Source organism: Kribbella sp. CA-253562, assembly GCF_050942265.1.
In the GTDB taxonomy this organism is placed as follows: domain Bacteria; phylum Actinomycetota; class Actinomycetes; order Propionibacteriales; family Kribbellaceae; genus Kribbella.
Genome location: NZ_CP192049.1, coordinates 1,347,792 through 1,371,752 on the forward strand (window position 1 = coordinate 1,347,792; position 23,961 = coordinate 1,371,752).

General features: G+C 65.6%; 21 protein-coding genes and 2 pseudogenes. 13 read left to right on the plus strand and 10 right to left on the minus strand.

Translation table 11 applies throughout. The features are described 5' to 3' along the window. Positions 1-16: 16 nt before the first annotated feature. A pseudogene (locus tag ACQPXM_RS06530) lies at positions 17-500 on the plus strand (ATP-binding protein); the annotation flags it as partial. Positions 501-1,036: 536 nt separating this feature from the next. Here ACQPXM_RS06530 and ACQPXM_RS06535 read toward each other — a convergent pair. After that, a complete protein-coding gene (locus ACQPXM_RS06535; RefSeq protein ID WP_432945799.1) occupies positions 1,037-1,468 on the minus strand; it encodes a hypothetical protein in 432 nt (143 codons plus the stop codon). A 427-nt stretch (positions 1,469-1,895) separates the two neighbouring features. Between ACQPXM_RS06535 and ACQPXM_RS06540 the strand changes: the two genes are divergently transcribed. Then, entirely contained in the window at positions 1,896-2,246 is a 351-nt protein-coding gene (locus tag ACQPXM_RS06540) for a hypothetical protein (RefSeq protein WP_432945801.1), read from the plus strand. 256 nt (positions 2,247-2,502) lie between these two features. Continuing rightward, positions 2,503-3,336 carry a hypothetical protein gene (locus tag ACQPXM_RS06545; protein WP_432945803.1) on the plus strand — a complete coding sequence of 278 codons (834 nt, stop codon included), beginning with the start codon at positions 2,503-2,505 and terminating at the stop codon, positions 3,334-3,336. Between the two features lie 151 nt (positions 3,337-3,487). On the opposite strand, the gene ACQPXM_RS06550 is transcribed toward ACQPXM_RS06545, so the two are convergent. The 5 genes and pseudogenes from ACQPXM_RS06550 to ACQPXM_RS06570 form a co-directional block, all read right to left on the minus strand. Then, the gene (locus ACQPXM_RS06550) at positions 3,488-3,808 is read right to left on the minus strand and encodes a hypothetical protein (RefSeq protein WP_432945805.1); all 321 of its coding nucleotides are present in this window, start codon (positions 3,806-3,808) and stop codon (positions 3,488-3,490) included. A gap of 289 nt (positions 3,809-4,097) precedes the next feature. Next, a pseudogene (locus ACQPXM_RS06555) lies at positions 4,098-5,396 on the minus strand (zeta toxin family protein). Next, positions 5,389-5,679: a hypothetical protein gene (locus tag ACQPXM_RS06560; protein ID WP_432945807.1), complete on the minus strand. Its 291-nt coding sequence runs from the start codon at positions 5,677-5,679 to the stop codon at positions 5,389-5,391. Before ACQPXM_RS06560 ends, ACQPXM_RS06555 begins: the two are co-directional and overlap by 8 nt. 22 nt (positions 5,680-5,701) lie before the next feature. Further along, on the minus strand, positions 5,702-5,950 hold the full coding sequence (locus tag ACQPXM_RS06565; RefSeq protein ID WP_432945809.1) for a type II toxin-antitoxin system RelE family toxin: 249 nt from the start codon (positions 5,948-5,950) through the stop codon (positions 5,702-5,704). Beyond that, positions 5,947-6,249, minus strand: a complete 303-nt coding sequence (locus ACQPXM_RS06570) for a type II toxin-antitoxin system Phd/YefM family antitoxin (protein ID WP_432945811.1) — start codon at positions 6,247-6,249, stop codon at positions 5,947-5,949. The genes ACQPXM_RS06565 and ACQPXM_RS06570 overlap by 4 nt, the downstream gene beginning before the upstream one ends. Here ACQPXM_RS06570 and ACQPXM_RS06575 point away from each other — a divergent pair. Beyond that, positions 6,160-6,744, plus strand: a complete 585-nt coding sequence (locus tag ACQPXM_RS06575) for a DUF4913 domain-containing protein (RefSeq protein ID WP_432945813.1) — start codon at positions 6,160-6,162, stop codon at positions 6,742-6,744. The two genes, ACQPXM_RS06570 and ACQPXM_RS06575, sit on opposite strands and share 90 nt — an antisense overlap. Before the next feature lie 943 nt (positions 6,745-7,687). Then, entirely contained in the window at positions 7,688-8,221 is a 534-nt protein-coding gene (locus ACQPXM_RS06580; RefSeq protein ID WP_432945815.1) for a hypothetical protein, read from the plus strand. A 230-nt stretch (positions 8,222-8,451) separates the two neighbouring features. Here the strand turns inward: ACQPXM_RS06580 and ACQPXM_RS06585 are convergent, their stop codons facing one another. Both ACQPXM_RS06585 and ACQPXM_RS06590 read right to left on the minus strand, forming a co-directional pair. Next, positions 8,452-8,736, minus strand: coding sequence for a hypothetical protein (locus ACQPXM_RS06585; RefSeq protein WP_432945817.1), 285 nt, complete (start codon positions 8,734-8,736; stop codon positions 8,452-8,454). Between the two features lie 345 nt (positions 8,737-9,081). Next, positions 9,082-10,146, minus strand: coding sequence for a hypothetical protein (locus tag ACQPXM_RS06590; protein WP_432945819.1), 1,065 nt, complete (start codon positions 10,144-10,146; stop codon positions 9,082-9,084). Positions 10,147-11,323: 1,177 nt separating this feature from the next. Between ACQPXM_RS06590 and ACQPXM_RS06595 the strand changes: the two genes are divergently transcribed. From ACQPXM_RS06595 to ACQPXM_RS06610, 4 genes are all read left to right on the plus strand, one after another. Beyond that, positions 11,324-11,506 carry a hypothetical protein gene (locus ACQPXM_RS06595; protein ID WP_432945821.1) on the plus strand — a complete coding sequence of 61 codons (183 nt, stop codon included), beginning with the start codon at positions 11,324-11,326 and terminating at the stop codon, positions 11,504-11,506. Positions 11,507-11,927: 421 nt separating this feature from the next. After that, complete coding sequence (locus ACQPXM_RS06600) at positions 11,928-12,794, plus strand: hypothetical protein (protein ID WP_432945823.1); 867 nt, start codon at positions 11,928-11,930, stop codon at positions 12,792-12,794. A 177-nt stretch (positions 12,795-12,971) separates the two neighbouring features. Next, positions 12,972-13,295, plus strand: coding sequence for a hypothetical protein (locus ACQPXM_RS06605; RefSeq protein ID WP_432945824.1), 324 nt, complete (start codon positions 12,972-12,974; stop codon positions 13,293-13,295). Positions 13,296-14,467: 1,172 nt separating this feature from the next. Further along, positions 14,468-16,513, plus strand: coding sequence for a tetratricopeptide repeat protein (locus ACQPXM_RS06610; RefSeq protein WP_432945826.1), 2,046 nt, complete (start codon positions 14,468-14,470; stop codon positions 16,511-16,513). A 609-nt stretch (positions 16,514-17,122) separates the two neighbouring features. Here ACQPXM_RS06610 and ACQPXM_RS06615 read toward each other — a convergent pair. After that, complete coding sequence (locus ACQPXM_RS06615; protein ID WP_432945828.1) at positions 17,123-17,521, minus strand: hypothetical protein; 399 nt, start codon at positions 17,519-17,521, stop codon at positions 17,123-17,125. A 183-nt stretch (positions 17,522-17,704) separates the two neighbouring features. Between ACQPXM_RS06615 and ACQPXM_RS06620 the strand changes: the two genes are divergently transcribed. Beyond that, on the plus strand, positions 17,705-17,836 hold the full coding sequence (locus ACQPXM_RS06620) for a hypothetical protein (RefSeq protein ID WP_432945830.1): 132 nt from the start codon (positions 17,705-17,707) through the stop codon (positions 17,834-17,836). Positions 17,837-17,912: 76 nt separating this feature from the next. On the opposite strand, the gene mobF is transcribed toward ACQPXM_RS06620, so the two are convergent. Beyond that, a complete protein-coding gene (gene mobF / locus ACQPXM_RS06625; RefSeq protein ID WP_432945832.1) occupies positions 17,913-21,488 on the minus strand; it encodes a MobF family relaxase in 3,576 nt (1,191 codons plus the stop codon). Between the two features lie 47 nt (positions 21,489-21,535). On the opposite strand from mobF, the gene ACQPXM_RS06630 reads away from it, so the two are divergent. The 3 genes from ACQPXM_RS06630 (at position 21,536) to ACQPXM_RS06640 (ending at position 23,931) form a co-directional block, all read left to right on the plus strand. Then, entirely contained in the window at positions 21,536-21,694 is a 159-nt protein-coding gene (locus ACQPXM_RS06630; RefSeq protein ID WP_432945834.1) for a hypothetical protein, read from the plus strand. 526 nt (positions 21,695-22,220) lie between these two features. Next, the gene (locus tag ACQPXM_RS06635; RefSeq protein ID WP_432945836.1) at positions 22,221-22,574 is read left to right on the plus strand and encodes a hypothetical protein; all 354 of its coding nucleotides are present in this window, start codon (positions 22,221-22,223) and stop codon (positions 22,572-22,574) included. Then, on the plus strand, positions 22,558-23,931 hold the full coding sequence (locus ACQPXM_RS06640) for a hypothetical protein (protein ID WP_432945838.1): 1,374 nt from the start codon (positions 22,558-22,560) through the stop codon (positions 23,929-23,931). The genes ACQPXM_RS06635 and ACQPXM_RS06640 overlap by 17 nt, the downstream gene beginning before the upstream one ends. Positions 23,932-23,961 lie beyond the last annotated feature (30 nt).

Below are 23,961 nucleotides of genomic sequence, written 5' to 3' on the forward strand. Positions count from 1 at the left end.
AACAACATGCAACCCAATCTGTCTTGACAAACACAACGCGATCCAGGGCTTCGACGCGGTCCGGAAGCGGCCGGGCATGTACATCGGGTCCACCGGTGAGCGGGGTCTGCACCACCTGGTCTACGAGGTGGTCGACAACGCCGTCGACGAGGCACTCGCCGGCTACTGCGACAAGATCCACGTCACCCTGCTGCCCGACGGCGGCGTCCGCGTCGTCGACAACGGTCGCGGCATCCCGGTCGGCATCGTCGAGTCCGAGGGCAAGCCGGCCGTCACCGTGGTGCTGACCGTGCTGCACGCCGGCGGCAAGTTCGGCGGCGGCGGGTACAAGGTGTCCGGTGGTCTGCACGGCGTGGGTGTGTCCGTCGTGAACGCGCTGTCCAGCCGGCTGCAGGTCGACGTCCGCACGGGGGGCTAGACCTACACCCAGTCCTTCACGATCGGCGTCCCCGGACGTCTTCGAGACCACCGTCGACTCGTACGAGACGCTGTCCACCCGCTCAACAAACGATCGTTTGCCGAACACCTCTACTACGCCCAGACGGAGGAGTCTCAGCTCTGTATGCCCGAGGGGAGTCCTTCAGTCGAGCGACCTTGTTGGGGCAAAGAAAAGGTCCGACGCGACCCTGCCCTCGATATGGGCAGTCGATTACGCGGCGCGCAGTACAGGCTCGCGGACGGCGAGGGGCTGGGTTGAGAGCTGGAGGAGCTATGAGTGGTCGCGGTCTCGCCTCGGCCTGAGTTCGAGCAGGCGGAGTGCCCGCGATGAGGTCCTCGAGCTCGGCCAGCGGAAGTCGGCCAGGATCACCCCGTCGAAGGAGTCCGAGCGGTACGGCAGGTCGGGAGCGACACGATAATGACATCGAACGGAGCCGAAGGTCCTCGGAGACGAACAGCCCTGCCAGCACGGAGGCCGGTGACACTCCTGTCATGCCGGGCAGGCGACAACAGCTACTCGGCAGTGGAAAGGATCAGCGAGCGGAGCCGGGCGGCAGTTCTTGAGGCTGCCGCCCGGCGACCTGCTGAGCGGGTCCTGTCAGGGAAAGACCCGCTGCGAATTGAGGGCCTTCTCGGCACCGGTCGTCAGGTTGTAGGCCATCAGAACCACTCGGACCGAGGCAGCGCCGCCGGCAACGTCTGCCGGCGCGTCGACAGGCCCGGTCCCGTCAACGTTGCAGACTACCGGGGAGTCGCCGTACGCCCCGGCGTACATCCGGTGCCCGCCTGAGTTGAGTGCCTCGACCCGAACGAAGCGGCAGTCTGTCGAACTCACCGACCTGACCGACGTCTGGGCCCTTACGCTGCGAGCGAAGAAGGTCACGGTGCCCACCGCATAGGTGTTTCCGTACCTCACCTCGAACGGAGCCGTCGGATATGCGGTGACGGCCGCCTGGCTGGACAGCGGAGCGGCCAGACAGGCCAACCCGGCCGCGACAGCCACCCCAGCGGAAACAGACCTTCTGATCATCTCTGAGACCCCTTCATCGTCTACCCGGAACTCCAGCCGTCACAGCCTGCAGCAGCCGAGCGGCACGGCGAAGCTTTTTGCAGGTACTTGCAACAGGGGTTTGGCGAAGCGGTGAAGGGCTACTCGGCGGTCGAGAGGATCAGGGAGCGGAGGCGGGCGATCGCGAGAGGTCCGCACAGGGCAAGGCCTACACCCAGTCCTTCACGATCGGCGTCCCGGACGTCGTCGAGACCACCGTTGACTCGTTGAGACGCTGTCCACCCGCTCAAACAAACGATCGTTTGCCGAACGCTGGACGCCGGATGACACCGCTCCCCTGGGGCGTAGCTTCGACGTTGGTGCACCCACCGGTGGTCGAGAACTGATCGGTGTCTCAAGACCTTCCGCGCAATCGACGCGGCGCAGCCGATGCCGTAGGTTTCGCCGGATGTGGGAGTTCGTCCTTTGGGGCATGCTGGGCGGCGCGGCAAACCGTGGCGTCAACTACTTGGAAGCGGCGGCGCGGGTCAAGGGCGGCAAACCCTGGCGCCGCCCGAAGGGCCCGGGCGGCGGGGCCTATCTGGCGGCGCTCGTCGTTCATCTTTTCATCGCCGGGGTCACCGCGGGGGCGGCCTCAACCTTGGTGCAGGGGCCAACGGTTTGGATGATCTTCGGGATCGGTGCTGTAGCCCCGGCTGCGGTGAAGAAGGCTGGCCAGTACGCACTGGCGCTTGCTCCATCGGGTGACACTGGAGAGGACGCGGATGAGTTGGAGGTAGGTGAAGATGACGAGAAGTGAAGGCTTCGGTCGGCGGTTACTAACTGCCATCTCCGATTCGACACCCGCGTTCTCCCCTGCTCCCCACACCGGAGACAGCCGCCTAGGTCGGTTCTTTTCGGCCCTGACCGACTCGACCCCCGCCTTCCGGCAACAGTCCGGCGGCCCGGACGCCTATCGGTCGTCCCCGAATCAGTCCCCAGTGTCGCCCTGGAAGATTCTCGGATCTCCCTGGAACCGCTCCGATGGTATCCTTTTGGAGGGATCGGGAGGTGGCGTGGCCCGCGACTACGTCAGCGGTGATCTACAGCAGAACCCAACCTGGACCGCGGCGCTGAAGGCCTTCGTTGAGAACCTTTCTGCGTTGCCTGCCAGAGACCGCTTGGTCGCACGCTCGCTGTTCTCGGCGGAGGAAATTGCGGGATTTGTGACCGCGAGCCGGTTGGCGGCGCGCTCGGTCGCCTTAGATCAACTGTTGGCCGACGCGCGACGTGAAGACTTGCAGTCCGACCTTCAGAGAGCTCGCCTCTTCGCGGAGGGGACTCGCGCTGCTCTGGAGGACCTGCATTTACCAAGTGAGGGTCTGCAGAAGGCACGCACGAACGCTCGTTTGGCGATCTCTGCCTCGGTCCTCCGGCTCGTCGCCCCTGACTTTGCCGTAGCCAGGGTCCGTCGCAACCTCATCGAGGTAACGCGGGGTCTCGGCTTGGCCAGTCTAGAGATTCTTGCTCGACCTCTAGGTCATGATGCGCGTCCCTACGCGAACGGGCTCGCAAACACGGACCTAACTCGGAGCTTGGAGACCCTCAAGGCCGACGGCCTCAAGTACCCCGCACCCGATGTACGCGTCGTTGTGTTGGGCGAGGGAACAGATCTTCACAACCTGATCGCGATCATCCATCGTCTCGACCAGACGTTGACTGACGCCGAGAACGCCGACCTCACGAACCTCGACCTCAGAAGCGTTCCACTCGGCGGCGTGCGCTGGTCGACGCAGACTCAGTGGCCGACAAAGTGGCACGCGAGAATTCGCGCCTCTTCTAGAGAGGTGGCACCAGGAGTGTTCGAGGTCGAGTCCGACTTTGACGCAGCCGAGGATGCCCTTCCCTGATCAGCTAGCCAGCTCAGCTGGCCGGCGCGCATCACGGCGGCAATGGCGGGGTCGCTGCCGCACGGGTTGACGAGGACACCAAGGTTGGTCTCTTCGGGGCGTCGGTGAAGATTGCGGTCTCCTCCGGCGCACTGGCTGCTGGTGTGCGCGGTCAGACGAGGGGGGCCGTCTTCTCGGGGCCGCCGGCGGCCTCGTCGGTGAGCGCCTTGGCCTCGGCCTCGGCAGACTCGCGGTCGTCGTGGTAGTCACCGACCATGTCGTCGGTCCAGCGGTCGTGCACGTACCAGCCGATGGGGGAGTAGCGGGTCTCGAAGATCCGCAGGTTCGGCGCGGGGGCCTGTCCGCTCATCTCTGCGGCATCGGCCTCGGCCTCTTTCTTGCCGCCCCAGTAGCCGACCAGCACGTCGTGTGTGAGGTCCCAGATGTACCAACCGTTGGCGTCCTGGCGGGCCTCGAATGCGGGCATGCTCACTTGGCTCTCCTGTTGGTGCCAGGCGACAAGGCCGTCAGCGCTCGGGTTGGCCGACTGTGTTCGCCCCCTCCTGGCGCGGAACTCCGAACCCGTAAGCGAGTGGGGTGCAACCGCCGGCGGCGCGCGTGGGCGCAGCGCAGCGCAGAAACACGCGCCTGGGCCGGCTGCGGTTGCGCACCGGGAGTGTCGGGTGACGATGGAGAGCCAGGAGGGGAGGGAACGAGCAGCAACCGCGCCGACGGAGTCGGCTCCTTCTTCCGGCCCGGGGGCCGGGCTGTCGGTGCCGAGGTCAGTCCAGGCCGGCAGCAGGGTCGACGCCGGACTGCCACGACCGGCTCGTGCCTGGTTGCGCAGAGGGTCGCGTCCGGGAGGTCTTGCTGGCGGTCGTGGGGTTGCTGCTTGCCACCGCGTCGCGAGCGGCTTGAACGTCGGGATCGGCGAGCGCGTCCTGCAGTTCCTGGTTGCCGGCGTCGTCGGGGAACAGCGCGGCGTGCAGCTGCTGCTGGATCAGCTGCTCGGCTTCGCGCTGGCCCGGCGAGAGCGCGGCACGGCGTGCGGTCTCGGCCGCTAGTTCCGGCTGGCCCGGCTCCTGGTCGCGGGCCGCAGTCGTGGCTTGCAGCTCCTGATCGGTGCGCAGTCGCAGCGGCAGGCTGGGCTGGAGCGGCTCGTCGACGATTGCCTCGAGCATGGGCTGGACGGCCTCGTAGGTGCTGCAGAGCTCGCTGTCGGGGCGGGGGGCGGCCATGGGCATGATCCGCGGGGCGTCCTCGCGGGTGATCCACGCGAGGGTGGGGCGCGAGGTGTCGTTGATGGCGCCGCGTACGGCGTAGGTGATGACGGTGGCGCGTTGCCGGGCCATCCAGCCATACGCCTCGTCAACTGGCAGTGGCCGTGACCGGATGTTCAGCAGGGCACGTTCGGCGTCGGCGGGATTCACGGGGCGCTCGGAGGGCTTGTCCAGCACGTACAGGTCGTCGCCGGTTCGGTCGGTGATGGTGATGCGCTGGACGGCCGGGCTGCCGGCCAGCACCCGGATGGTTTCGGGCATCGTCTGGTAGGCCAGGTCGTGAAATGGCGGTGGGGTCCACCTCCCGATTGCCAGGAACCGCCACTCGCTGTCGAGACGGCTGACTTCTTCACGCACCGCCAGGCTGACAACCTCCACCACGTGGCTGGCCGCGAACCTCTCGGCCGTGGCCAGCGGCACCTGCGGGTCGCGGAAGGTGCCCTCGACAACCAGGCTGTACTTCTCCTTGCGGGCGTGTTCGATGCTCCACTTGAGCCAGTGAGCCGTGGCTTGCGCGGTCGCATCGGGAAACAGTCACGGCTCGTTGCTCAGCAGCATGTCGTGGTCGGGGTGCAGGACGCGCAGATCGTCACCTATCAGCGGCACCAGCTGGCTGTCCGCGTGCCGTTGCTGGACCGACGCCATCGCCTGAGACTTGCCGGCCGCCGGCTGCGCACCGAGCAGGACGAGCACAGGCCGCTCCTGTGGCTGGTACTGACCGAAGACGAAGTCGAGAACCTTCTCCTCGAACACCGCCCTCAACTGATCTTCGGACAGGAAGTAGTCGCTGGCCTCAGCCACGACCGTCCGTGTCGAGCTCCGTCAGCTCCGCCCGCCACTGGTGGATGTGCTCGATCAGCGCTGCCCGGTCGTGAGCGGGAACGCTGTTCTTGAGGTTGCGCAGCTGGAGAACTTTCGCCCACCAGGCGTCCTGCTCTTCCTGGGTCGAAGCGCTCCGGTTGAACCGCATGTAGCGGGCCGTGAGGTCGGCCCCGGCCGCGGCGAAGACTTCGTACATCATCGCCGTCGGCACGTTGTCAAAGTTCTCCCCGAACGCGGAGTACGGCTGGTCGGTCGTGTTCATCGGGTGTGTGGCTCCTCTCGATTCACGGAGTCCGGCCGAGTGACCAGACGCGGACGGTGTCGTCGTCGACTTCGTACAGGACGCGGTATTCGCCGACGTGGAGCCGGTAGAAGGAGCTGTCGCCCCAGTGCACGCTGCCCGGCAGTTCCGGGTCGCGGGCAAGTGCGTTGACCGCGACCATCACCCGGCGGGCCGTCGTGCGGTCGATGGCCGCGAGCTCGCGGAATGCGTCGAACCAGGCAGTGTCAAAGAACAGGTGCCGGTCGGTCACCGGCGCTGATCCGCGGCGTCAGCCTCGGCCAGAATCTCGTCCATCCGGCGGTTAGCTTCGTCGGCCGGCACCCACTGCGGGCCGCGGGCGCGGATCTCGTCGATCACGGCCTTGTCGGCGGCAGCCTCCAGCGCCTCGTACCGGGCAAGGAGCTCCGTTGAGATGACCGCGGCTGCGGGCTTGCCGTGGTCGGTAATCAGGACTGGCCGATGCCCGTACCGGGCCTCGTTCACCATCTCGGCGGTCTTCTTGTTCGCTTCGGTCATCGTATAGCTCGCCATACACCCAGCATAGTCCATAAATTCAGGAATTTCCGGACCGAGGTCGATGCGCGCCCGCGTTGGAGCAGGGATTCGAGGTATGCACGTCAACAGCTTGGTCCGGCGCCAAGGCACGGATCTGCCACGTTCCACCGACGCCAGAGAACACGCAAGCCCGAGTTCGTCGCCCAGTTCTTCGCCCGCGCCTACCGGCGCGAGATCGCCGCCCGGCGCACGTGGCGCAAGCAGTGGTGGAAACACCCCGAGGTCACCGCCCGGCTCGACGCGCTGTGGCGCTCCTGGGAAGCACTGCGCCTCGAACCCGGCACCGGGATGAGCGTGTGGTGGCGCGACCACGCCGACCACCACATGCCGCGCATCCTCGACCCCGATGGTCCCTTCAAGGGCTGCACCACCGAAGGCCACCAGGCCAACGGTGTACTCGGCCCGCTGCCCTGGGACAACCCGCCTGAAGGGCTGTACGCCGCTGCTGTAGCTAAGACGGATCCCGCCGCTGGGCGCTCGGATCGCTGATGGTCTACGTGGGCACGTTGCCTGCGCTGCGGGCACCCGGCCCCGCTCAGTCTGAGTTGCTTCTGCACTTCTGCGGCCGGCCGCCCGAGACGGCACCGACTCAACTGCCGTCAGTCGCCCACCTGACATGGCCGGAACGTCTCGACAACATCCTTTGGGAGCAGCGCCTTCTCGCCGGTCATCCGCACGGGTCACCGCGTCCGATGGTCAGCTTGGCCGAAGCACCTTGGAATCACGTTCACTGGCTACTCAGCAGCCGCGGCTTCCCGCCGTGGGGAGTGTTCCTGCATCGGCAGTGGGTGTACGACGTCGGAGGCGGTCCGGTGTGGTACCCGCGGGTCCCGCTGGACGGCCTCAACGATGAGCAGCGAGCGTGGACAGTTCGCTTGGACACTGACCCGGCACGGCCTTCCGACTGGCTCCACGAGAGAGAGTGGCGGGTCCCCGTCGATCCCGATAGGTCTGAGCTAAATCTCCCGCCGGACGCGATCGCCGGCGTGCTGGTGGGTACGCCGTACTGGCAGCCGAGTCGTCGAGGCTGGCCGGGTGCTGTGGTGAACGGAGTTCAGCAGCCGGGTCGACGCCGTGCACCCTCATGGGGTCGTTATCCGCGTTACGACTGGGACCCGAGCACCGGAACGTTTACCTGGCGCTGAGAGGAGTCACTGCGCAAGGAGCCTTCAGAGAACCCGCAGCGGGGTTCTCATGCCCCGTTCGCCTTTATATAAAGGGATAACTGCCTGTCGGCGCGACGTGCGACACTGGTTAAGCACATGGGAGACCCCGCTGTCGAGCGACCGCGAGCCGGGTCGACCACCGAGCGGGGTCCGGTGTGTTCTTTGCTGAGAGCGCGTAGTGGACCCTACCTGGCGTACCTCATCGCCGTACACCGAGTGCGGCCGCTTTGGTACGTCGTCGGGTGCGGACAGGAGGAAGAGGTCCGATGCCAAAGGGCTTCCAGATCAACAAGCAGGGCATCGCGCGGTTCACCCGCGAGTTGCAACGTGAGTTCGACCGGCACCCGATAAGGGTCCCGGTGCAGGCTGAGCAGTCACCGATGCTCGGCTTCGCAGAAGCAGCAGGTGGGGACATCAACAACTACTACGGGCCTGTCATCCACGGCGACGCGAACAACGCCCAGCTCGCTTGGATGAACGGGTCGGCATCGCAGACCCAAGCCAACCCTCAGCAGGTCGCGGCCGGCTACGAGACGCTGGCGGCAGCCGTTGCAACCCTGCTTCAGCAGATTCCAGACAGTGGGATCGGCGAGGACGTGCAAGAACGGATCCAGGGTCCTGCCACCGAGCTGCTGAACGAGGTTGTGGAGGCTGAGCCGAACCGCAGCAAGGTTCGGGCCGCACTCGAACGGATCCAAGGCCTGCTGGCTCCGGTCGCGATCGGCTTGTCCCGCGGCGCGGGGGACGGAGCAACTGAATGGGCGAAGGAGGCAATTAGCCAACTTGACGTGCCGTTCTGAGACCGATCACTGCTGCTGATCGATCGCTTCCCAAGCGCTTCGTCGCGAAGGCGGGGGAGCCGAGGCCAAACCAGGCGTCGAGGACGGCGTGGCAATCGGGCGCCGCGCGATTCGGCCGGCCGCCTTGACCTGGTCGCCGTCTAGAAGAGACGGGCTGGTCCGACCCCTGGCTACGCCGGGGCCGCCCGGCTACCGTCCACACTGTGTCAGGTTGGGGTTGGAATCCCGAGTCATTTGAGGCCATCGGCACGACGGCAGCTGCGCTGATCGCGGCAACTGCGCTCCGCCAGGCTCTCCGCCAGCAGCGGGCCTCGCTTGAGGAACGCTATCGCGAGCAGGCTAAGTTGATCTCCCTGCAGCGGGTGACCCACACCGGCCGTTCCCATGGCCAGCTGATGAGCATCCTTGTCGCCAACGGGAGCTCTAGCCCGATCAACGCAGTTCGGCCAGCAGCCCTGTTCGTAAGCGATCCCGGGCTCGAGCCTGGAGATCTCCTTCTCGGTCACGAGATCCATGGATCAATTTCCACGAGCGGCGTGAGCAGGTGGCCATGGGACCTACGACGATTCGTTGCTGCTGAGGTCGGCTGGGACTTCCTCGGCGCAGGTGAGGCGCGCCGGCACGCTCTGTGGTTGGACCCCAGCACGCCGAAGGTCCTCGATGTTGGGATTACGTTCCGAGACGTCGCTGGGCGGCGCTGGCACCGCACCGCCTCAGGTGGCTTAGAGGCACTTCGCTAGAGCCGATCATTGCGCCCGATAACAGGCCTTATGTAGCCACAATCGGTACTAGAGGATGGGCCGTCACCAGGGGTGAGCAGCACGTCCCGTTCCGCGGTCCATGGAGCCGCGGGAAAAGTCCTACCCCGAGATCCGCTTAGTGGTGGTGTCACCTGGTGCGACGATGCTGAACCGCCTCCACTCCACGGTGATCTTCCCGGCGATTGGGAACGGATGAGAGTTATCGGGCGGCACATCCGCGCGCAGGTCGTCGACCTCAGCGGTAGTCGAAGGGCCTAGCGGCGGGGCGGCAAGCCTTGGGAATTCATGGGTTTCGATTCCACGGTTCAGGATCACGCCGGCATGCGGAGCGACGCCCAAACTGGTGAAGATGGCGCCCTCCATGATGGTGCCGGCCGTGGAATCCAGCCGCTTGATGTCCGCGACCTTGTACCGCCGATTTCGCGATGGCGGGCTTGTGGGCGGCTTGTAACTCGCATCGTTGAATACGATCAATACCCGCACGGAATCACCGTCAGTTCCGCGTAGCAGGTCGATGGCACAGCTGTCGTCGCGACGCGTGAGCTCGAACGTAACCATCAACTGATCGCGGGCGTCCTTCCGGGGCGTGGGCGGCCGGAGCTTGAACATCATGATGTTCAAGCCCTCGAACGGCATCCGGGTCAGCTTGGGGTGCGCCTTGATCAGAGACGACACACCAAGCTGCACGTCAGCCCACTCGTGGACCAGGTGGCCATAGAGCCCTGTCTCATCGAAGGGGCCGTTGTTGAAAAGTTGACTCACGAGGTACGGCCTGGAGATCAGCAGACACGCGGTTGCGTCCTTCGTGCGCGCACCTTGTGGCTGGAACTGGCTGCGTGTGGGACGGGCCGACACCATCAGCAGCGGCGGGTGGATCTCGGTGTGGAAGTCGTTGTGGCCGGCGTCGATGATCCAGCGGCCCCACAGACACACCCGGTCTCCGAGCTTGGGGTGGTATTGCGCAGGGACCATCCCTTCATCCCATTCCATGCCGATCACGTTCGGCACGTTAAGCCCGAATTCCTGCCGCGCCCTCTTAGTGGACTTGGTGTACAGGTCGTCCCCTGTACCGGCCAACAAGTCGAAGTAGGCCGGATCGGGGGCAACATGGAACTCAAAGTCGTTGCCGAACGGGTGAAGGAACGGCAGATCCGAGGGCGACACGTCAGGTTCCTGAACGATGGTCCCACTCAAACCGGTGACATGGCCGCCATGATCGCTAGTTGGGTCGTGAACTGGTACCCACCCGAAGCGGGGGCCCTTTGGAGTCAGGAACGTGTGACGGCCGACGCGGTGCTTCGTCCAAGCCTTGCGGTCATCACGCGGTCTCAGCGGGATATTCTGCCAGTCCGTCTCCAGGATGGGTTCTGGCCGCGGGGGCGCCGGTGGGCCCAGTACGCCTGCGGGTGGCTTCGCTACTGGCGACGGCTTTGGCCTCCGAGCAGCCCGGGGCGCGGTGGTTCGTCTTCTCCGAGGCGGCATTCTCCTGCCTCCTTCACTCAAGCGTGGTTTGGCCCACACGTGGTTGATCACGCGGCAGGTTTGCCTTGCAGACGGAAGCACACTGTGGACCCGAATCCTAGGAGTCGACCTGCTCAGCCGGCACTTGGATTTTGTCTCTCAGCCCGCCAGCGGACGTACTCCAACCGTGACAGGCCAGCGGCTGTCGCAGCGAGTGCACCGAGGACAACGACGAATCCCCATTCCGCACCACCGGACCTACCATCCGGCTCTAGACCTGTCAAGTCTTCGATCCAACGCGGCCACACCACGGTTGCGGCCGCGGCCACAGCGAAGAGCAGGGCCAACCCGCTCTCCAGCCAAACTCGCGACAACCTCGACACGGAGTCCCCCTTCGGGTCCGCGCGACGCCGGAAACCACCCTGGAACGAGCCGGCCCACGGCCGGTACGACAATCCGCTCGCGCGAACTTGTTCGACTTCTCAGATTGTCATCGACCTCTGTCGCGTGGAAGGGCTCAGAATCAATTCGCCAAATTGAACGTTGAAACTGGCGGCGGGGGTTGATTGGTCTCTGGCGGGCATAAGTATCCCGTCCACTCCAGACCGATCTTGCGAGGCTCGTGGCATGTGATCTGGGTGCTCCGCTTGTTATCTCAACCTAGCCAGACGCCGGCTCGACGTCCGGGCTGCGTACCGCCACACCTGCCCCGACGACGACCCAAGACCAGCCACGGAGCTCGACTAGTGCCGCATCAGGCGACGTTCACCCCGTCGCGTGGGTTGGGGCGGCAGCAGGCGCCTGTTGGCTGCATTCCGCGTAGTCTCGCGGCGTGCATTCTCATCTGAGCTTTGAGAGCCCTTCTGCGCTGCCTCACGCGGTGGTGATTGAGACGTTGGAGCGGGCTCTTCGTGACCGCTCCGCAGAGGGCGAGGCGGCGGGAGTTCTGGTCGGGACCGCGTTGAACGACGACGACGCGGACTTCGTCGAGTTCTGGTGCGTGCAGGTCGGGACGCGGGCTGTGCCGGGGAGTCCGCTGCTGGGGCTGGCCGCCTGTGCCTAGGACACACTGCTCGACGCTTCGGCCGTCTCAGCGATGAAGCCCTGGCCCTGGCGGTGTCACTGGCAGCGCGAGCTGAGAAGGAGCCGACGGACGTGGACGGCCGTGCCATCGATGGCTATGACGACGTACGGAGCTTCCTGCACCTGTGGTGATGCCGCGGGACCTCAACGCCGATAGTTCAAGGCCGATAAGCTGTCTTGAGTCAGTAGCTATACCACTAGCTGCTCATTACATCTGCAGTCGGGCCGCTCTGCCTTGATCAGATTGCGTCAGTTCGGGGCTGACGGATGACGGAGAGCCAGCCGACTCGCTGGGGGTAGCAGTGCCGCAGCGGCCGGCGCGAGGAGAGGGACTGGCCCGGTCTTGACTGGCGAGGTGACAAACAGCCTTTTGTGGGCTGGCTACCAGTAGCGTCGGTTCAGTGACCGATTCACTGCCGGAAGATTCCCTGTCGTGGTCGCCGCTGAGTCGACGCCGTACCGGCCTGCCGTCGGAGGATTCTGTTGAGGGCATGCCGGAATGGCTGTATCCGCAAGTAGCGGAGTGGCTCTATCAGGTTCTGCAGTACACCGGCGGCCCGGTGTCTGCCCTGCGGCCCGGGCATGGGCTGAGCCCCCAGACTCGCCAGGTGATGCTGCGTATTCGCACGGGCAACCAGCCATGGCTGCTGAAGCCCGAGGACCCGCTCTTCCTTGATGCGGTCGACGCTGCGATCCGCTGGATCGACTGGGGTGAGTGGCCGTCGTATCGGAACGAGTATGGGGATCCCAGCACGCTGGAAGCTGTTCTCGAGGCGGCGAACTCCGCCTGGCGCGCGACGTGGCAGGGCCTCGAACGTCGGCAGGATCCGACGGTCACGGCCGCTGTTATGGACGCAGTGGTTGGCGCCGGCGCAGAGGCGGGAGAGCATCTCGCTGCCGCGTGGACAGCGGCATACGGCCGACAGCCTGACCCGGATAAGGCCTACGACGAGGCGGTGCTCGCGGTCGAGGCGCTCGCCTGTCCATTGGTTTGCCCGGATAACTCTCGCCGCACATTGGAAACCGTGGTGCGGGACCTGCGCAATCAAAGCAATCAGTGGGAGCTGCTCATTGGTGACGCCAGCGGGCGCCCAGCTGTTCCTGATCGGCTGGCCGGGATGCTTGCTTTGCTGTGGGAAGGGCAGTCCAGACACGCCGGGAGCCCGAACTCCCGCCGGCAGACGCCGAGCGAAGGTGAGGCGGCGGTACATCTGGCCGCCACTCTTGTGCAGTGGTTCAGTGGCGGTGTTCTGCGCAGGAAGAAGTAGCTCGGGCAGGTGATCTGTCGACGGTGGCTCGGCCCTCAGTTGAGGGCTACACGATGTCGCTCAACTTCTTCAGCCCAGGGTGATTCAGTGTCCCTACGGCGGGCAGATGCGTACATTCAGACGCGTGGCCCGGTTCGGAGCGGGGCGGGAGCACAGGGGTGCGAGAAGATGCCAGCTATGACCGCTATCTCACTGGGCCTTGACGATCAGCTGCTGTGTCCGTTCTGCGGGTTCGATTACACCCATATCGAAACCGTCCGGGTTGGTGCGCGGAAGGAAGACGACCCGGTCTATCTGATCGCTGTGGAGCCGTCCACCGCCCGAATCGAAGCCGCGTACTCAACTGAACAGCCACCGTCGAGTCGGCGATCATGGGTCGAACTGATCGTGGACTGTGAGGAATGCCCCGGTGGCTCAATCGTGATCGCCCAGCACAAGGGACAAAGCTTCGTTTCCACCCGGCCGAACCTCACTGAAGCTCCGGCCGCGCCGCCTTTCTGACTACGCGGCCACGCGCACCCGACGACTGAGTTGCGTCGTGGTTGACCTGTCAGATCCAGCTGGGCAGGGCCGAGAGGCGGCCCTGCGACCTCCCCTCATTGACCGCCCAATGCGTCGGCGCGCCGATGGACGAGCCACAGTTCGGACCCTGCACACTACGCCGCCTTCAGGGCGGGACCGCAGCTAGGGCCTGACTACCAAGCGCCGCACTGCGCCGCTGCGAACCCGAAAGGGTCGCAGTAACCGCCCGTCGTACCGGCCCGAGCCTCCACTGCCTCGCTGTCAGCGACAGCACCGGTACTCGGTCGAGAAGTTGATGCAGTCACGTGCCGTGGACGTGGTCTCGAACTAAGGAAGTGACCAGCGGAAATGTCACGCTGGAGCGGCGCGACGGATTCTCTCATCTGATTCGACTCGTCGGATCTGCCAGCCCATAACAGGCCTGTTATTGGCTGAAGCCCGCATCTTCGAAACCACTCGGCCAACGTTGTGAGGCGACGCGGGGCCCTCTGAGACGACAGACTGGGGCCATGGGGGACTCGGCAAAGAGCGTCTTGGCGGGACTGTTCGGTGGTCTGTTGTACGCGGGTGCGGCGGGTGCGCTGCTGGTATTGGCGATCGATCCGAATGCGGTGGATGCTTCGCAGATTATCGCTGCGGCAGCCGCGGTGGCAGGACTCGTTGGCACCGGGACAGCGGTCCTATGGCGCTGGGGACCTGGCGCTACTTCTCGACAATCTTCCACTATCGAGAAGCTCGCCGTTGGCGCGTTGGGTGGGTGCCTCCGATCTCTCAACGAGGCGGGACTGGACGACTTGGGCGTGCGTGCGCCGCGCGACGCGTCGCAGGTTGCGCAGCCGCAACCCTCATATGCTGCCCGGAAAAAGCTGGACCCTGAGCTTGAGCAGGCACTCCAACATAGGCGGTTCCTTTTGGTGCGTGGCCCGTCGGCCGCAGGAAAATCTCGCTCTACAGCGGAGGCCGCTCGTCGGGTGATGGGAGAGTGTCCCGTTCTTATCCCTGTCCTGCGACAGGATGCGCTGGCCACACTGTTAGATGTCGGCGCTGTCCGCAGTGGGGTCGTGGTCTGGTTGAGCGACCTGGAGAAGCACGTCGCCGTTGGGGTCGATGCACCCCTATTAGAAGGTCTTTTACGGATTGACGATGTAAGTGTGGTGGCAACCATCCGGGATCGCGCCTATCAGCGGCTAGCCCCCCAGGGGGAGCTGAGGCCGCACGGCCGAGATGTGATCGAGCTCGCGATGAAGCACCGCGGACTGCTCGAGTTCGAGGATTGGGATGCTGTTGACCGCCAGGCCGCCGCGATGCTTTACGCAGACCAACGACCAGACATCGCCGAAGCACTCGTGAAGGGACGGGGTCTCGGCGAGTACTTGGTCGCGGGTCCAGAAATGATTGAGCGACTCGAATCAGGAGAGAGCCCAGGTGCAGCGGCCGTGGTTAGAGCCGCAGCGGACTGGTACCGCGCCGGCATGACCCGGCCAGCTCCTCTCGAACTCGTTCGCCGGGCCTACCACGCCTATCTGCCGCCCGACGACATCACACTCATGCACGAGTTCGACAACGCTCTGCGCTGGGCCTGCGAGCCGGTATCCGGAGCTCGCGCCATGACACAGCCGACCAATGGTCGTGGCCTCGTCGTACACGACTACGTTCTAGATCACTGGGCTCGGCAGCTGCAAGCACCGATTCCGGAGACGACCTGGGATGCGATCGCCGATGTACTAGACGACGCGCCGGAAGATGCCGTCACAGCATCCATCGCGGCCTTTGAGTTGCACAACAATCCAGCGGTTTCAGAACGACTTGCCCGATCGGCCGCTGACAAGGGAGTTATGTCCGGTCTCCACGCGGTGGGCGTACTCCTCGCCAGGGTTGGCCGAACACCGGAGGCAGAACAGTGGTGTCGTGCAGCCGCCGAGGGGGGCCATGCGGACGCGATGAGCTATCTCGGGCACTTGCTCCACGGGCGGGGGCAGCTGGTTGAGTCAGAACGCTGGTACCGCGCCGCCGCCAACGCCGGCCATGCCGTGGGCATGCACAGGCTCGGGTACTTGTTGTATGAGCGCGGCGACCTGGAGAAGGCCGAACACTGGACCCGCGCCGCCGCCAACGCCGGCAACACCGACGCGATGACCAACCTCGGATACCTATTGAAGAAGCGCGGGAACCTAGCTGAGGCCGAGCGCTGGTACGGCGCAGCCGCCGAAGCCGGCAACACCGACGCGATGAAAGGGCTTGGAAACCTGTTGGGCAACCGCGGCGACCTGGACGGCGCCGAACGCTGGGTCCGCGCCAGTGCCGACGCCGGCAACACCGGCGCTATGAGCAAACTCGCATACCTACTTTTGAAGGAGCGCGGGGAACTGGTTGAGGCCGAACACTGGGCCCGCGCCAGTGCCCAAGCCGGCAACGCCAGCGCGATGACCAACCTCGGATACCTGTTGCAGGAGCGCGGGGAACTGGTTGAGGCCGAACACTGGTACCGCGCCGCCGCCGCCGCCGGCAACACCACCGCGATGACCAACCTCGGACAGCTGCTGCAGAAACGCGGTGCACTGGAGGAGGCCGAGCGCGGGACCCGCGCCGCCGCCGACGCCGGCAACACCACCGCGACGAACGACCCCGAATCCCCGTTGCAGGAGCGCGGGGAACTGGCTGAGGCCGAACACTGGCACCGCGCCGCCGCCGACGCCGGCAACACCTTCGCGATGACCAACCTCGGACAGCTGCTGCATAAACGCGGCGACCTGGAGAAGGCCGAACACTGGTACCGCGCCGCCGCCGACGCCGGCAACACCTTCGCGATGACCTACCTCGGATCCCTGCTGGAGAAGGGGCGCGGCGACCTGGAGAAGGCCGAACACTGGTACCGCGCCGCCGCCGACGCCGGCAACCCCATCGCGATGACCATGCTCGGATACGTGCTAGAGAAGCGCGGCGACCTGGAGAAGGCCGAACACTGGGTACGCGTCGCCGCCGACGCCGGCGAAACCGCCGCGATGCCCATTCTCGGATACCTGCTGCAGAAGCGCGGCGAACGGGACGAAGCCGAACACTGGTACCGCGCAGCTGCCGAAGCCGGCAACCCCATCGCGATGACCTACCTTGGACGGCTTCTGCTGACGCGCGGACACCTGGTCGAGGCCTTTCGGTGGATCTTCCGTGCTCACAAAGCTGAGCAGCCTGACCTGTAGTCACCGATAACGGTCGTTATGTCAGGTGCAATCAATCCTATTGATGCTTACAGTTTCAGACACTGCTTTGGGTGGCGGCTCCAACGGCTGGAGCCGGCACCCCGTCCAGCGGCCTGCAATCGCCCTGGATGAGACCCGGTGTCAGTCAGTACGTGCTTCCAGTTTGTCGATCTCGCTGCGGGTGTGTTGTGTTGCCGGGTGGTCTGCTCCGAGCGCCGAGATCTGATCCGTCAGGAGCTGGCGGTAGGCGGTCTCTGCGGCCTGGCGGTCTCCTGCTCGGAGGATGGTGGCAGCACCCATCGATCGCGCCCGCAGGACTAGTTTGTGGCTCGATCCGTAAAGGCGGACGAAGTCCGTGATCGCTCTGTCGAGTTCTTCGGTGGCACCTATCGAGGTTCCCGGTTAGCAGCTCTGCCGCGGCCACTCTGAGACGTGCCAGGGCAGTGTCCAAATCACCTGCGCCGCGCAACCTTTCATAGGTGGCCAGAACCTCACGAGCCATCTCCAGACCTTCAGCTACGCGATCCGCGAAGGCGAGCGCCGCGGCCACGTCCAGCTTCAGCTCGAGCACGTGCGGATGATCCTCCGGGAGGCTGGAAAGATGCTCGATCAGCAGCTCCTCAAGGGCCTCGAGTCGCAGTGTGTCATCCTCTGCCTCGTCTGAGTCTCGGGAGCGTGCGCACTGGCAGCGCGCAGGGTGTCGAGGCTCGCCTGCTCGTCGAGGTCGACGTTCGCCTCGGCGGGGATCGCCTTGCCTTCGGCGACGAACATATCGAGGCGCCACGTCATCACCTGAACGTCGGACTGGGCGGTGGTGAACGGCCGCCACTCATACGCCGCGCGGACGGTCGCGACCGCGTCCAGGCCGTCGACGGCGAGCTGCTCGATCCGGGTCTGCAGCGCCGGCCATGTCGGGTCGGCACGCCAGTCCTCGGCGACCTGAGCACCGACCGCGGACGCCACGGTCTGCGCCGCGACCAACTCCTCTCCCGGCTGGTCCTGGCCCACGCTGGCGGCCAGCTCGGGACGGGCCGTGTTGGCCGTACCGGCACAGTCCGCGCTCGCGGCCGTGGTGGTCGGCGCGGTCGCCGGCAGGGTTCATGAACTCGCTCAGCTGGCCGCGTGCGGCGGCCGCGAGGACGAGTGCTTGCTTCATCTCGCCGCGCGACGTGTGCGTCATGGATCGCCTTCATGGTGTTCGCGAGCTGCCGAAGCATCACCAGGTCGGCCGCCGGGCTGCGCCGGTTCGTCGCGGTCAGCACGAGCAGCGCGGTGCCCGACAGCGCCGGCGCCGGGGTGTACTTCGGGCGCGGCAGCCGGTAGTGGATCTGCGGGCGAGTCCGTGGCGGTCGCGGCGAGCGGCTCAGGCCGAGGTCGGTGCGCCGTGACCCAGCAGGCGTTACGGGGTGGGGTGAGGTGGCACGAGTGAACTGTCGATATGGCGTGGTTCTCCTTCCGGGCGGATCGTTTTGAGCAGGCGGGATCTGAGGAGCGTTTGCTCCAGTTGGTGACTGGCTGGCCGCGGCCCGAGTGGGTCGGGGCTGCGGATGTCGTATCTCTCGCGGTATGCAGCGATGTCTCGAACGATCGTGGTGCGTTCTGCCTGTGGGCGGTCCACGAGTTGCTCGGTGATTGTTTGGTACCAAGGTGGAGCGAGCTCCCTGGCCCGCTCGGTTAACCACACGGACCGCTGGGTGATGAGGCTTTCGAGTTCGCGAAGTGGGGCGACGAAGGTCGGGTCCGTGATCGCGGTGGACGGTTGGACCAGACCCGCGACGCGGTCTAGAGGTCGTCCGAGGCGACGCTCGGCTCGAAGGACGACGCGCTCGACGCGCGCATGGAGTACTGCTGCGATGTCGCGGGCGTTGGCGAGGGATGGGCGCTCGACGACACGACGCAGGGTCACGTCTGGGTCGAGGCCGGCGGCCTCAGCGCGGCGGAGGGCGGCGAGAAGTGGGCCGTAGGCGGAGGAGGCTCGGACGGCGGCGCGGTCGGCTGGGTCGAGGCCTGAGGTGTCGATGGTGGTGCGGTATTTCTGGCCGGCGGCGACTTGGCAGAGGTGTTCGTGGATGGGGACGAGGTAGTCGAGGCGGGTGGCGTTTTCGAGTTCGGATTGCATGATCTCGTGGGCTGATCGCTCGGTGGTGTCTTGTTCGAGGACGTCGTGGAGGACTTCATCCATGGTCCGGGTGATGTGTGGTTCGTGGAGGTCGCCGTCTGGCTCGTGGGTGGCGACGTAGGCCTTGTTGGTTTCGCGGCCGCGGGTCATGCCGACGTACAGGAGGGGTCTGGTCATGCGTTCGGTGACGATGAGGTGGGCGGTGTCGACGGTGGAGCCTTGGGCGCGGTGGGCTGTGGTGGCGTAGGCGAGTTCGACGGAGTTGGCGACGTAGCCGGCGGGCAGGGTGATGGTGTTCTGGTCGGCGTTTTGGATGGTGAGGGAGCCGTCGTCCCAGCGGCGGAGGACTGTCCATTGGTTGCCGTTGCGGACGAATTGGTTGGGGCCGTAGGTGAGGTGGCGGTTGTTGAGGCGGGTGACGATGTGGTCGCCGATGCCTGCTTGGGTTCCGTCGTGGAGTGGTGTGCCGTTGGGTTCGACTTCGCCGGTGAGGATTCGGTCGAGGCGGGCGCGGTTGTTGAGGCGGGTGACGGTGGCGTTGTCGGCGGCGATGAGGAGGCTGGTCAGGCCGGCGCGTACGTCGTTGAGCCAAGCGGTGTAGGCCTTGGTTTCGCATTCGTCGGGTGTGCCAGAGGTCAGTCGATCGTGTGCCTGGTAGATGTCGATGACGGATTCGTCGCCGTTGCGGAGGGCGAGGCTGGCTTCGCGTTCCCAGGTGTGGTTGAAGCGCCAGACTTCGGTGAGTTGAGCCGCTTGGGTCTCCTTGGCGATGAGGCGGAAGGCGCCGCCGGTCTCGATCGCTCCGAGTTGGGCGTCGTCGCCGACGAGCAACAGTTTCGCGCCGGCCTTGGCGGTCTCGCGGGCGAGGGTGGCGAGTTCCATGGTTCCGGCCATGGAGGCTTCGTCGATGATGACGAGCTGGTTCTCGCGGAGCCGCCATCGGTCGGCATCCGCGCGGATGGCTGCTAGGTCGCCAAGTAGACGTTGCTGGCGGCGTTTGCGCTTGAGCTTGGCGGCGAGGGCGGCGGCTCGTTCGAGGTGTGCGATGCGGCGCTGACGCTGTTCGGCGCCCAGGCCGACGGCCTCGTGGATCCACTTCGCGAGGTTGTCGGTGGTTATCCCGAGGCTGTCGGACAGTACTTCTGAGGCTGCGCTGGATGGCGCGACCCCGACGACGCTCCCGGGGCCATGGGTCTGTTCCCAGGAGGTTCTGAGCTCCGCGAGGAGGGTGGTCTTGCCGGTGCCGGCGGGGCCGACGAGGGCTTCGAGGCGTTGTCCGCTGGTGGCGATCCGGTGGAGAACTTGCTGACGGTCAGGGCTGAGTCCAGGCGACGGGACGAGCGCCGTGGGGGCGATGGTTGGTCCGGTCAGATCCTTGGCGAGGTCGAGGAGCAGGCTCTCTGCTCCGAGCACGACCGGTGAGGTGAAGATCCGGCCGTTGTGGATTCGGTAGACGCTTTCGCCGTCGAGTCGTTCGCCGGGCAAGTTCACCAGATCGCCTGGGGTGAGACTGATGGAGTGCTGTTCGGCTCGGTCGGCGATGGCGTGCAGGACGGTCATGCGGCCCTCGGTCGTGGCCAGCCGCAGCAGCCGGGTTTGACGGGCGGCTTCGGCGATGATGTTCCAGCGGTTCCAGGTCGCGCGCTTGCTCTGCAGTGCGAGTACGACGGTTGCGCCGTACGCATCCAGCGTCTCTGCGCTCAGATCAGCCGAGGTGAGGATTCGCTCCGAGGATTGCTCCAGGCACTTCGCGAGGACAGCTCGGGCGTCGTCGCCGAGAGCGTTGTCCGCTCGTGTTCGCCAATGGGTCATGAGGACCGACAGTGGCTGAGCCAGGTGCTTGGGTGGCCGATTCATGAGCGTGGCTTGTTGCCGTAGGACATACATCTCGCGCCGTGTCGGCGGTTGGTTGCGATGAGCAAGCAGTGCCGCGAGGTTCGACTCGATCTGGTCGCTGCGTGACGAGAACTCGCGGATCAGTTCGTCCGGTACGCCGGTGATCTCGAACGCGGGGTTTCGGCGTTCTCCGCGGTCCCTGAGGTCCCAGCCGACGCCGAGCCGGCGGGTGAGATTGTCGGCCAGCAGCACGTTGTGGATCTCGGAGAGTGCCACCGCTGCCCGGAAGAGCACTCTGCCGTCGAGAGTTCGCCATTTGCCGTCCGTGCCCTGGACGCGGTTCGCGACAACGAGATGGGTGTGGAGTTGGGGATCGCCGCTGCGGGTGTCCCAATGGTCGAAGGCAGCGCCGATCACGCCGCGGACGTCGATCTGGGCGATGCCGCCGTCGCCGATTCGGCTGAACGCGGCCTGCTGCTCGACGATCGCCAGGACGTCCTCGACTGCCTCGTAGTGTGCCGTGGCGACTTGTTCTTTGGTGCCGATGTCGGCTGTTGCCCACAGCGCTGATACCGACTTGGCGGGGGAGAAGGTGATGTCGAATCCTGCGACTGCCTGACGTGGCTTCTCGCGGGATTCCGCTCGGCGGATCTCGTCGATGGCTGCCTCTCGCTGGTCGGCGGACAAGGTCGGATCAAGTGACTCGACTCGCTTCGCGACCCGCTCCTCCAAAGACCGGTACACCCGGAATGGGCGGCCGAGCTGCTGGCCGGTCACGGGGTCTTGGGCTCTTCCGAAGAGCGCAGCCATCTGCTCTTCGGTGACCTCGTCGCCGCGTTTGAGCTGTCCGTCGGCGAGTCCTGGGAGGCCGGCACCCAGCCATCGGCCGGGTGGGTAGCCGTCGGCAACGTAGTACGCCGTGAGTGGGGTTGCCATTCGCCGATCGACGTCGGCAGCGGCTATGTGCTTGAGTAGGTACTTGTATCCGTCGCCGGCGCTGAGGCGATGGATGCTCAGCATGAAGACCTGCGAGAGTCCCTGGCCAACTGCTCCCGCAGAAGCACGTTGTGGGTCTGGAGGCTCTGGGCGCCGGTCCGGATCTCGGCAACCTGGCGGAGCACGACTTCCAGCCCATCGCGCTGACACTGCGACTGGGCTTGGCAGTGGTCCACTATCGCGACGCGGAGTTCCTCGATCCGTTGGAGGAGCGCCGTGTCGTCTTCTGACGCAGCTGCCTGGATCGTGCGGCGACGACGCCAGCTCCGGACGCGGCACGGGTCCGAGCAAAAGCGGCGCGTCGAACGGTGACGGATGAAGTGGGCCCCGCACTCGAAACAGGTGCCGGTCGGGCTCGCGGATGAGGTAGCTGGCGGGGTCGTCGCGTCGCGCATACGCCTTTCAACGCCACGGGCACTGAACCCACGACATGCCGTATCGGCAGCTGAAACGCCTTGAATGCAAGAAGTGTGTCGGTGACTTCCTTTCCGATCGGGGCGGGCTCTCGTCAACTCGCCGATACGACGACCTGACTCGACAACTTTGCGTTGTCGGCAGATGTCGACCGTGCAGTCGGCTGCACCGACAGCCGTTGAGCAGAGGAATTCGGTTCTTGGGCCGCGCCGGGCGCGGTCCGCGGCGCGGGCGCAGCCCGCGCGGCGTACGGCCGGCGGGGCGAGTTATCCACAGATCTCTGTGCCGTGGCCGGCGTCCCCACGAACCGTCGAATCCTGTTGGTGACGAAAGGGGAGCACCTTGAACAACACGATGATGCCGGGTGGCGAGGACCGGACCCGTACGGAGGTCGTCGACCTCGTATCCCGCGCAGAGGCGAGCGTCGAAGCGCTGGAGACAAGAGAGCCCAACGGCTCCTGGGCGATGACCGCCTTCAGCCGTTACCGCGTCTGCGAGCTCGTGGGCGTGACGCCGTACGCGCCGTACCTCGGGGAACTGGCTGACGACCCAGCCGCGCTCTTCGACGAGGCGGCCGGCCTGGTCGATCGGTTCGAAGTATCGATCGAGGGGCTGAGCTGGCGGTTGGCGCTTGCGGACGCCTTGCGGTCCGCGGCGAAGGACATCCGGATGGTCGCGGATGCGCGCGACGTATGAAGGCCTGCTGACCGTCGCACATCGCCGTGCGGTCGACTCCGCCGGCCGCGTCAGCACGGATCCGGACCAAGTCGCCGCTGGGTGGGCCGCTGTCCTGGCGGCAACTCGTCGGCAGATGGCTTGGCTCAAGTACGAGCTGGAGATCCCAGACGTTGGGCAACCTGCAGCTCATGGCGATCCGGCGTTGATGGCCGTGGCTCAACCGCTAGGCGCTGCTGCGGACCTGCTGGCGGTTCAGGATGCTGTCACGGCTTCGGTGCTCGACGACCGGGTATCTCTCGTCGCGGCTCGTGCTGCGGTGGCAAACGTCGCATCCATTTCGGCCCGCTCGGCCTTGAACGCGATGACGTCAGTCAGCAGACGTCGTCGCACAGTCGAGCAGCGCTCGCTGGCAAGACATCTGCGATTCGCGAGAAGGGAACTGGAGCCGATCGTCGCGCAGGAGAGCAACGGTCCGTTCCTGGGCGCTTTGGGAGGGTTGGCTGTGAGCATGCCGGCCGCGAGCGCCGAGACTTACGAGCGAATCGCCCATGCGGCAGCACACTGGCAGCGTCTGCATGAGGAGATCCCGGCCCAGAGCCTTCTGACACGAGACCTTCGATCGATCACCGCGCAGGTGCGCACTGCGGCGGGCCACGGTCGCTACCTCGTCAGGGCGGTCGGTGCGTCCGCACAGCGCTTGGGATTCGGAGGCCCGGCGATCATGCGACTGAGGAAGGCGAACACCGCTCTGCGTCGGAGTGATGCTGGCTCGATTCGAACTACGGCCGCGTGGAATCGGCACGTCTCAGATTTGGGCGGCACTACCTCGCTGCCGGGAGAGTTTGCCTTCCGTGAGTTGCACGAGACCGTTCGGCGTACCGTCGCTCTACCGAGTGGCGCACTTCGGCCGACTGCGAAGCTGATTCCTGATCGATGGACAGCGGATGCCGTTCTCGAGGCAGTTGACGAACTCGTCCACTCAGCGCATCAAGTTGCTGTGATGCAGCAGCGGGCGGTGTTCGACCTCGTCACCGCGGGAAGGCTCTTCGTTTCCCGCAGCCAAGCCATCCGGGCCGATCCGGCTTACCAGCAGCTGACGGTCGCACCAATCGGGAGGCGCCAACGGAGCTGGGTGCGGGTGGAGCGGATCGACTTCGTGCCCGAGCTCACGGAATCCCTCGCTGCCGTTGTAGACCTCCTAGGCGAAGCCGCACTTGCGTGCCGTCAACTCGCCCACACGGACGTGCAACGCCGACCGACACGGCTCGAGTCTCCGACGAGGATCGCCGGTCCGGATCCGAAGCGGCGGCCTCGCAAAGCTGTTGCTCAGCGCCCCGATCAACCCGACCCGAGTCCGGCCGTTGAGCTGCCATGAACGTTGCAGACTCAGGAACTTCGGAGCGCT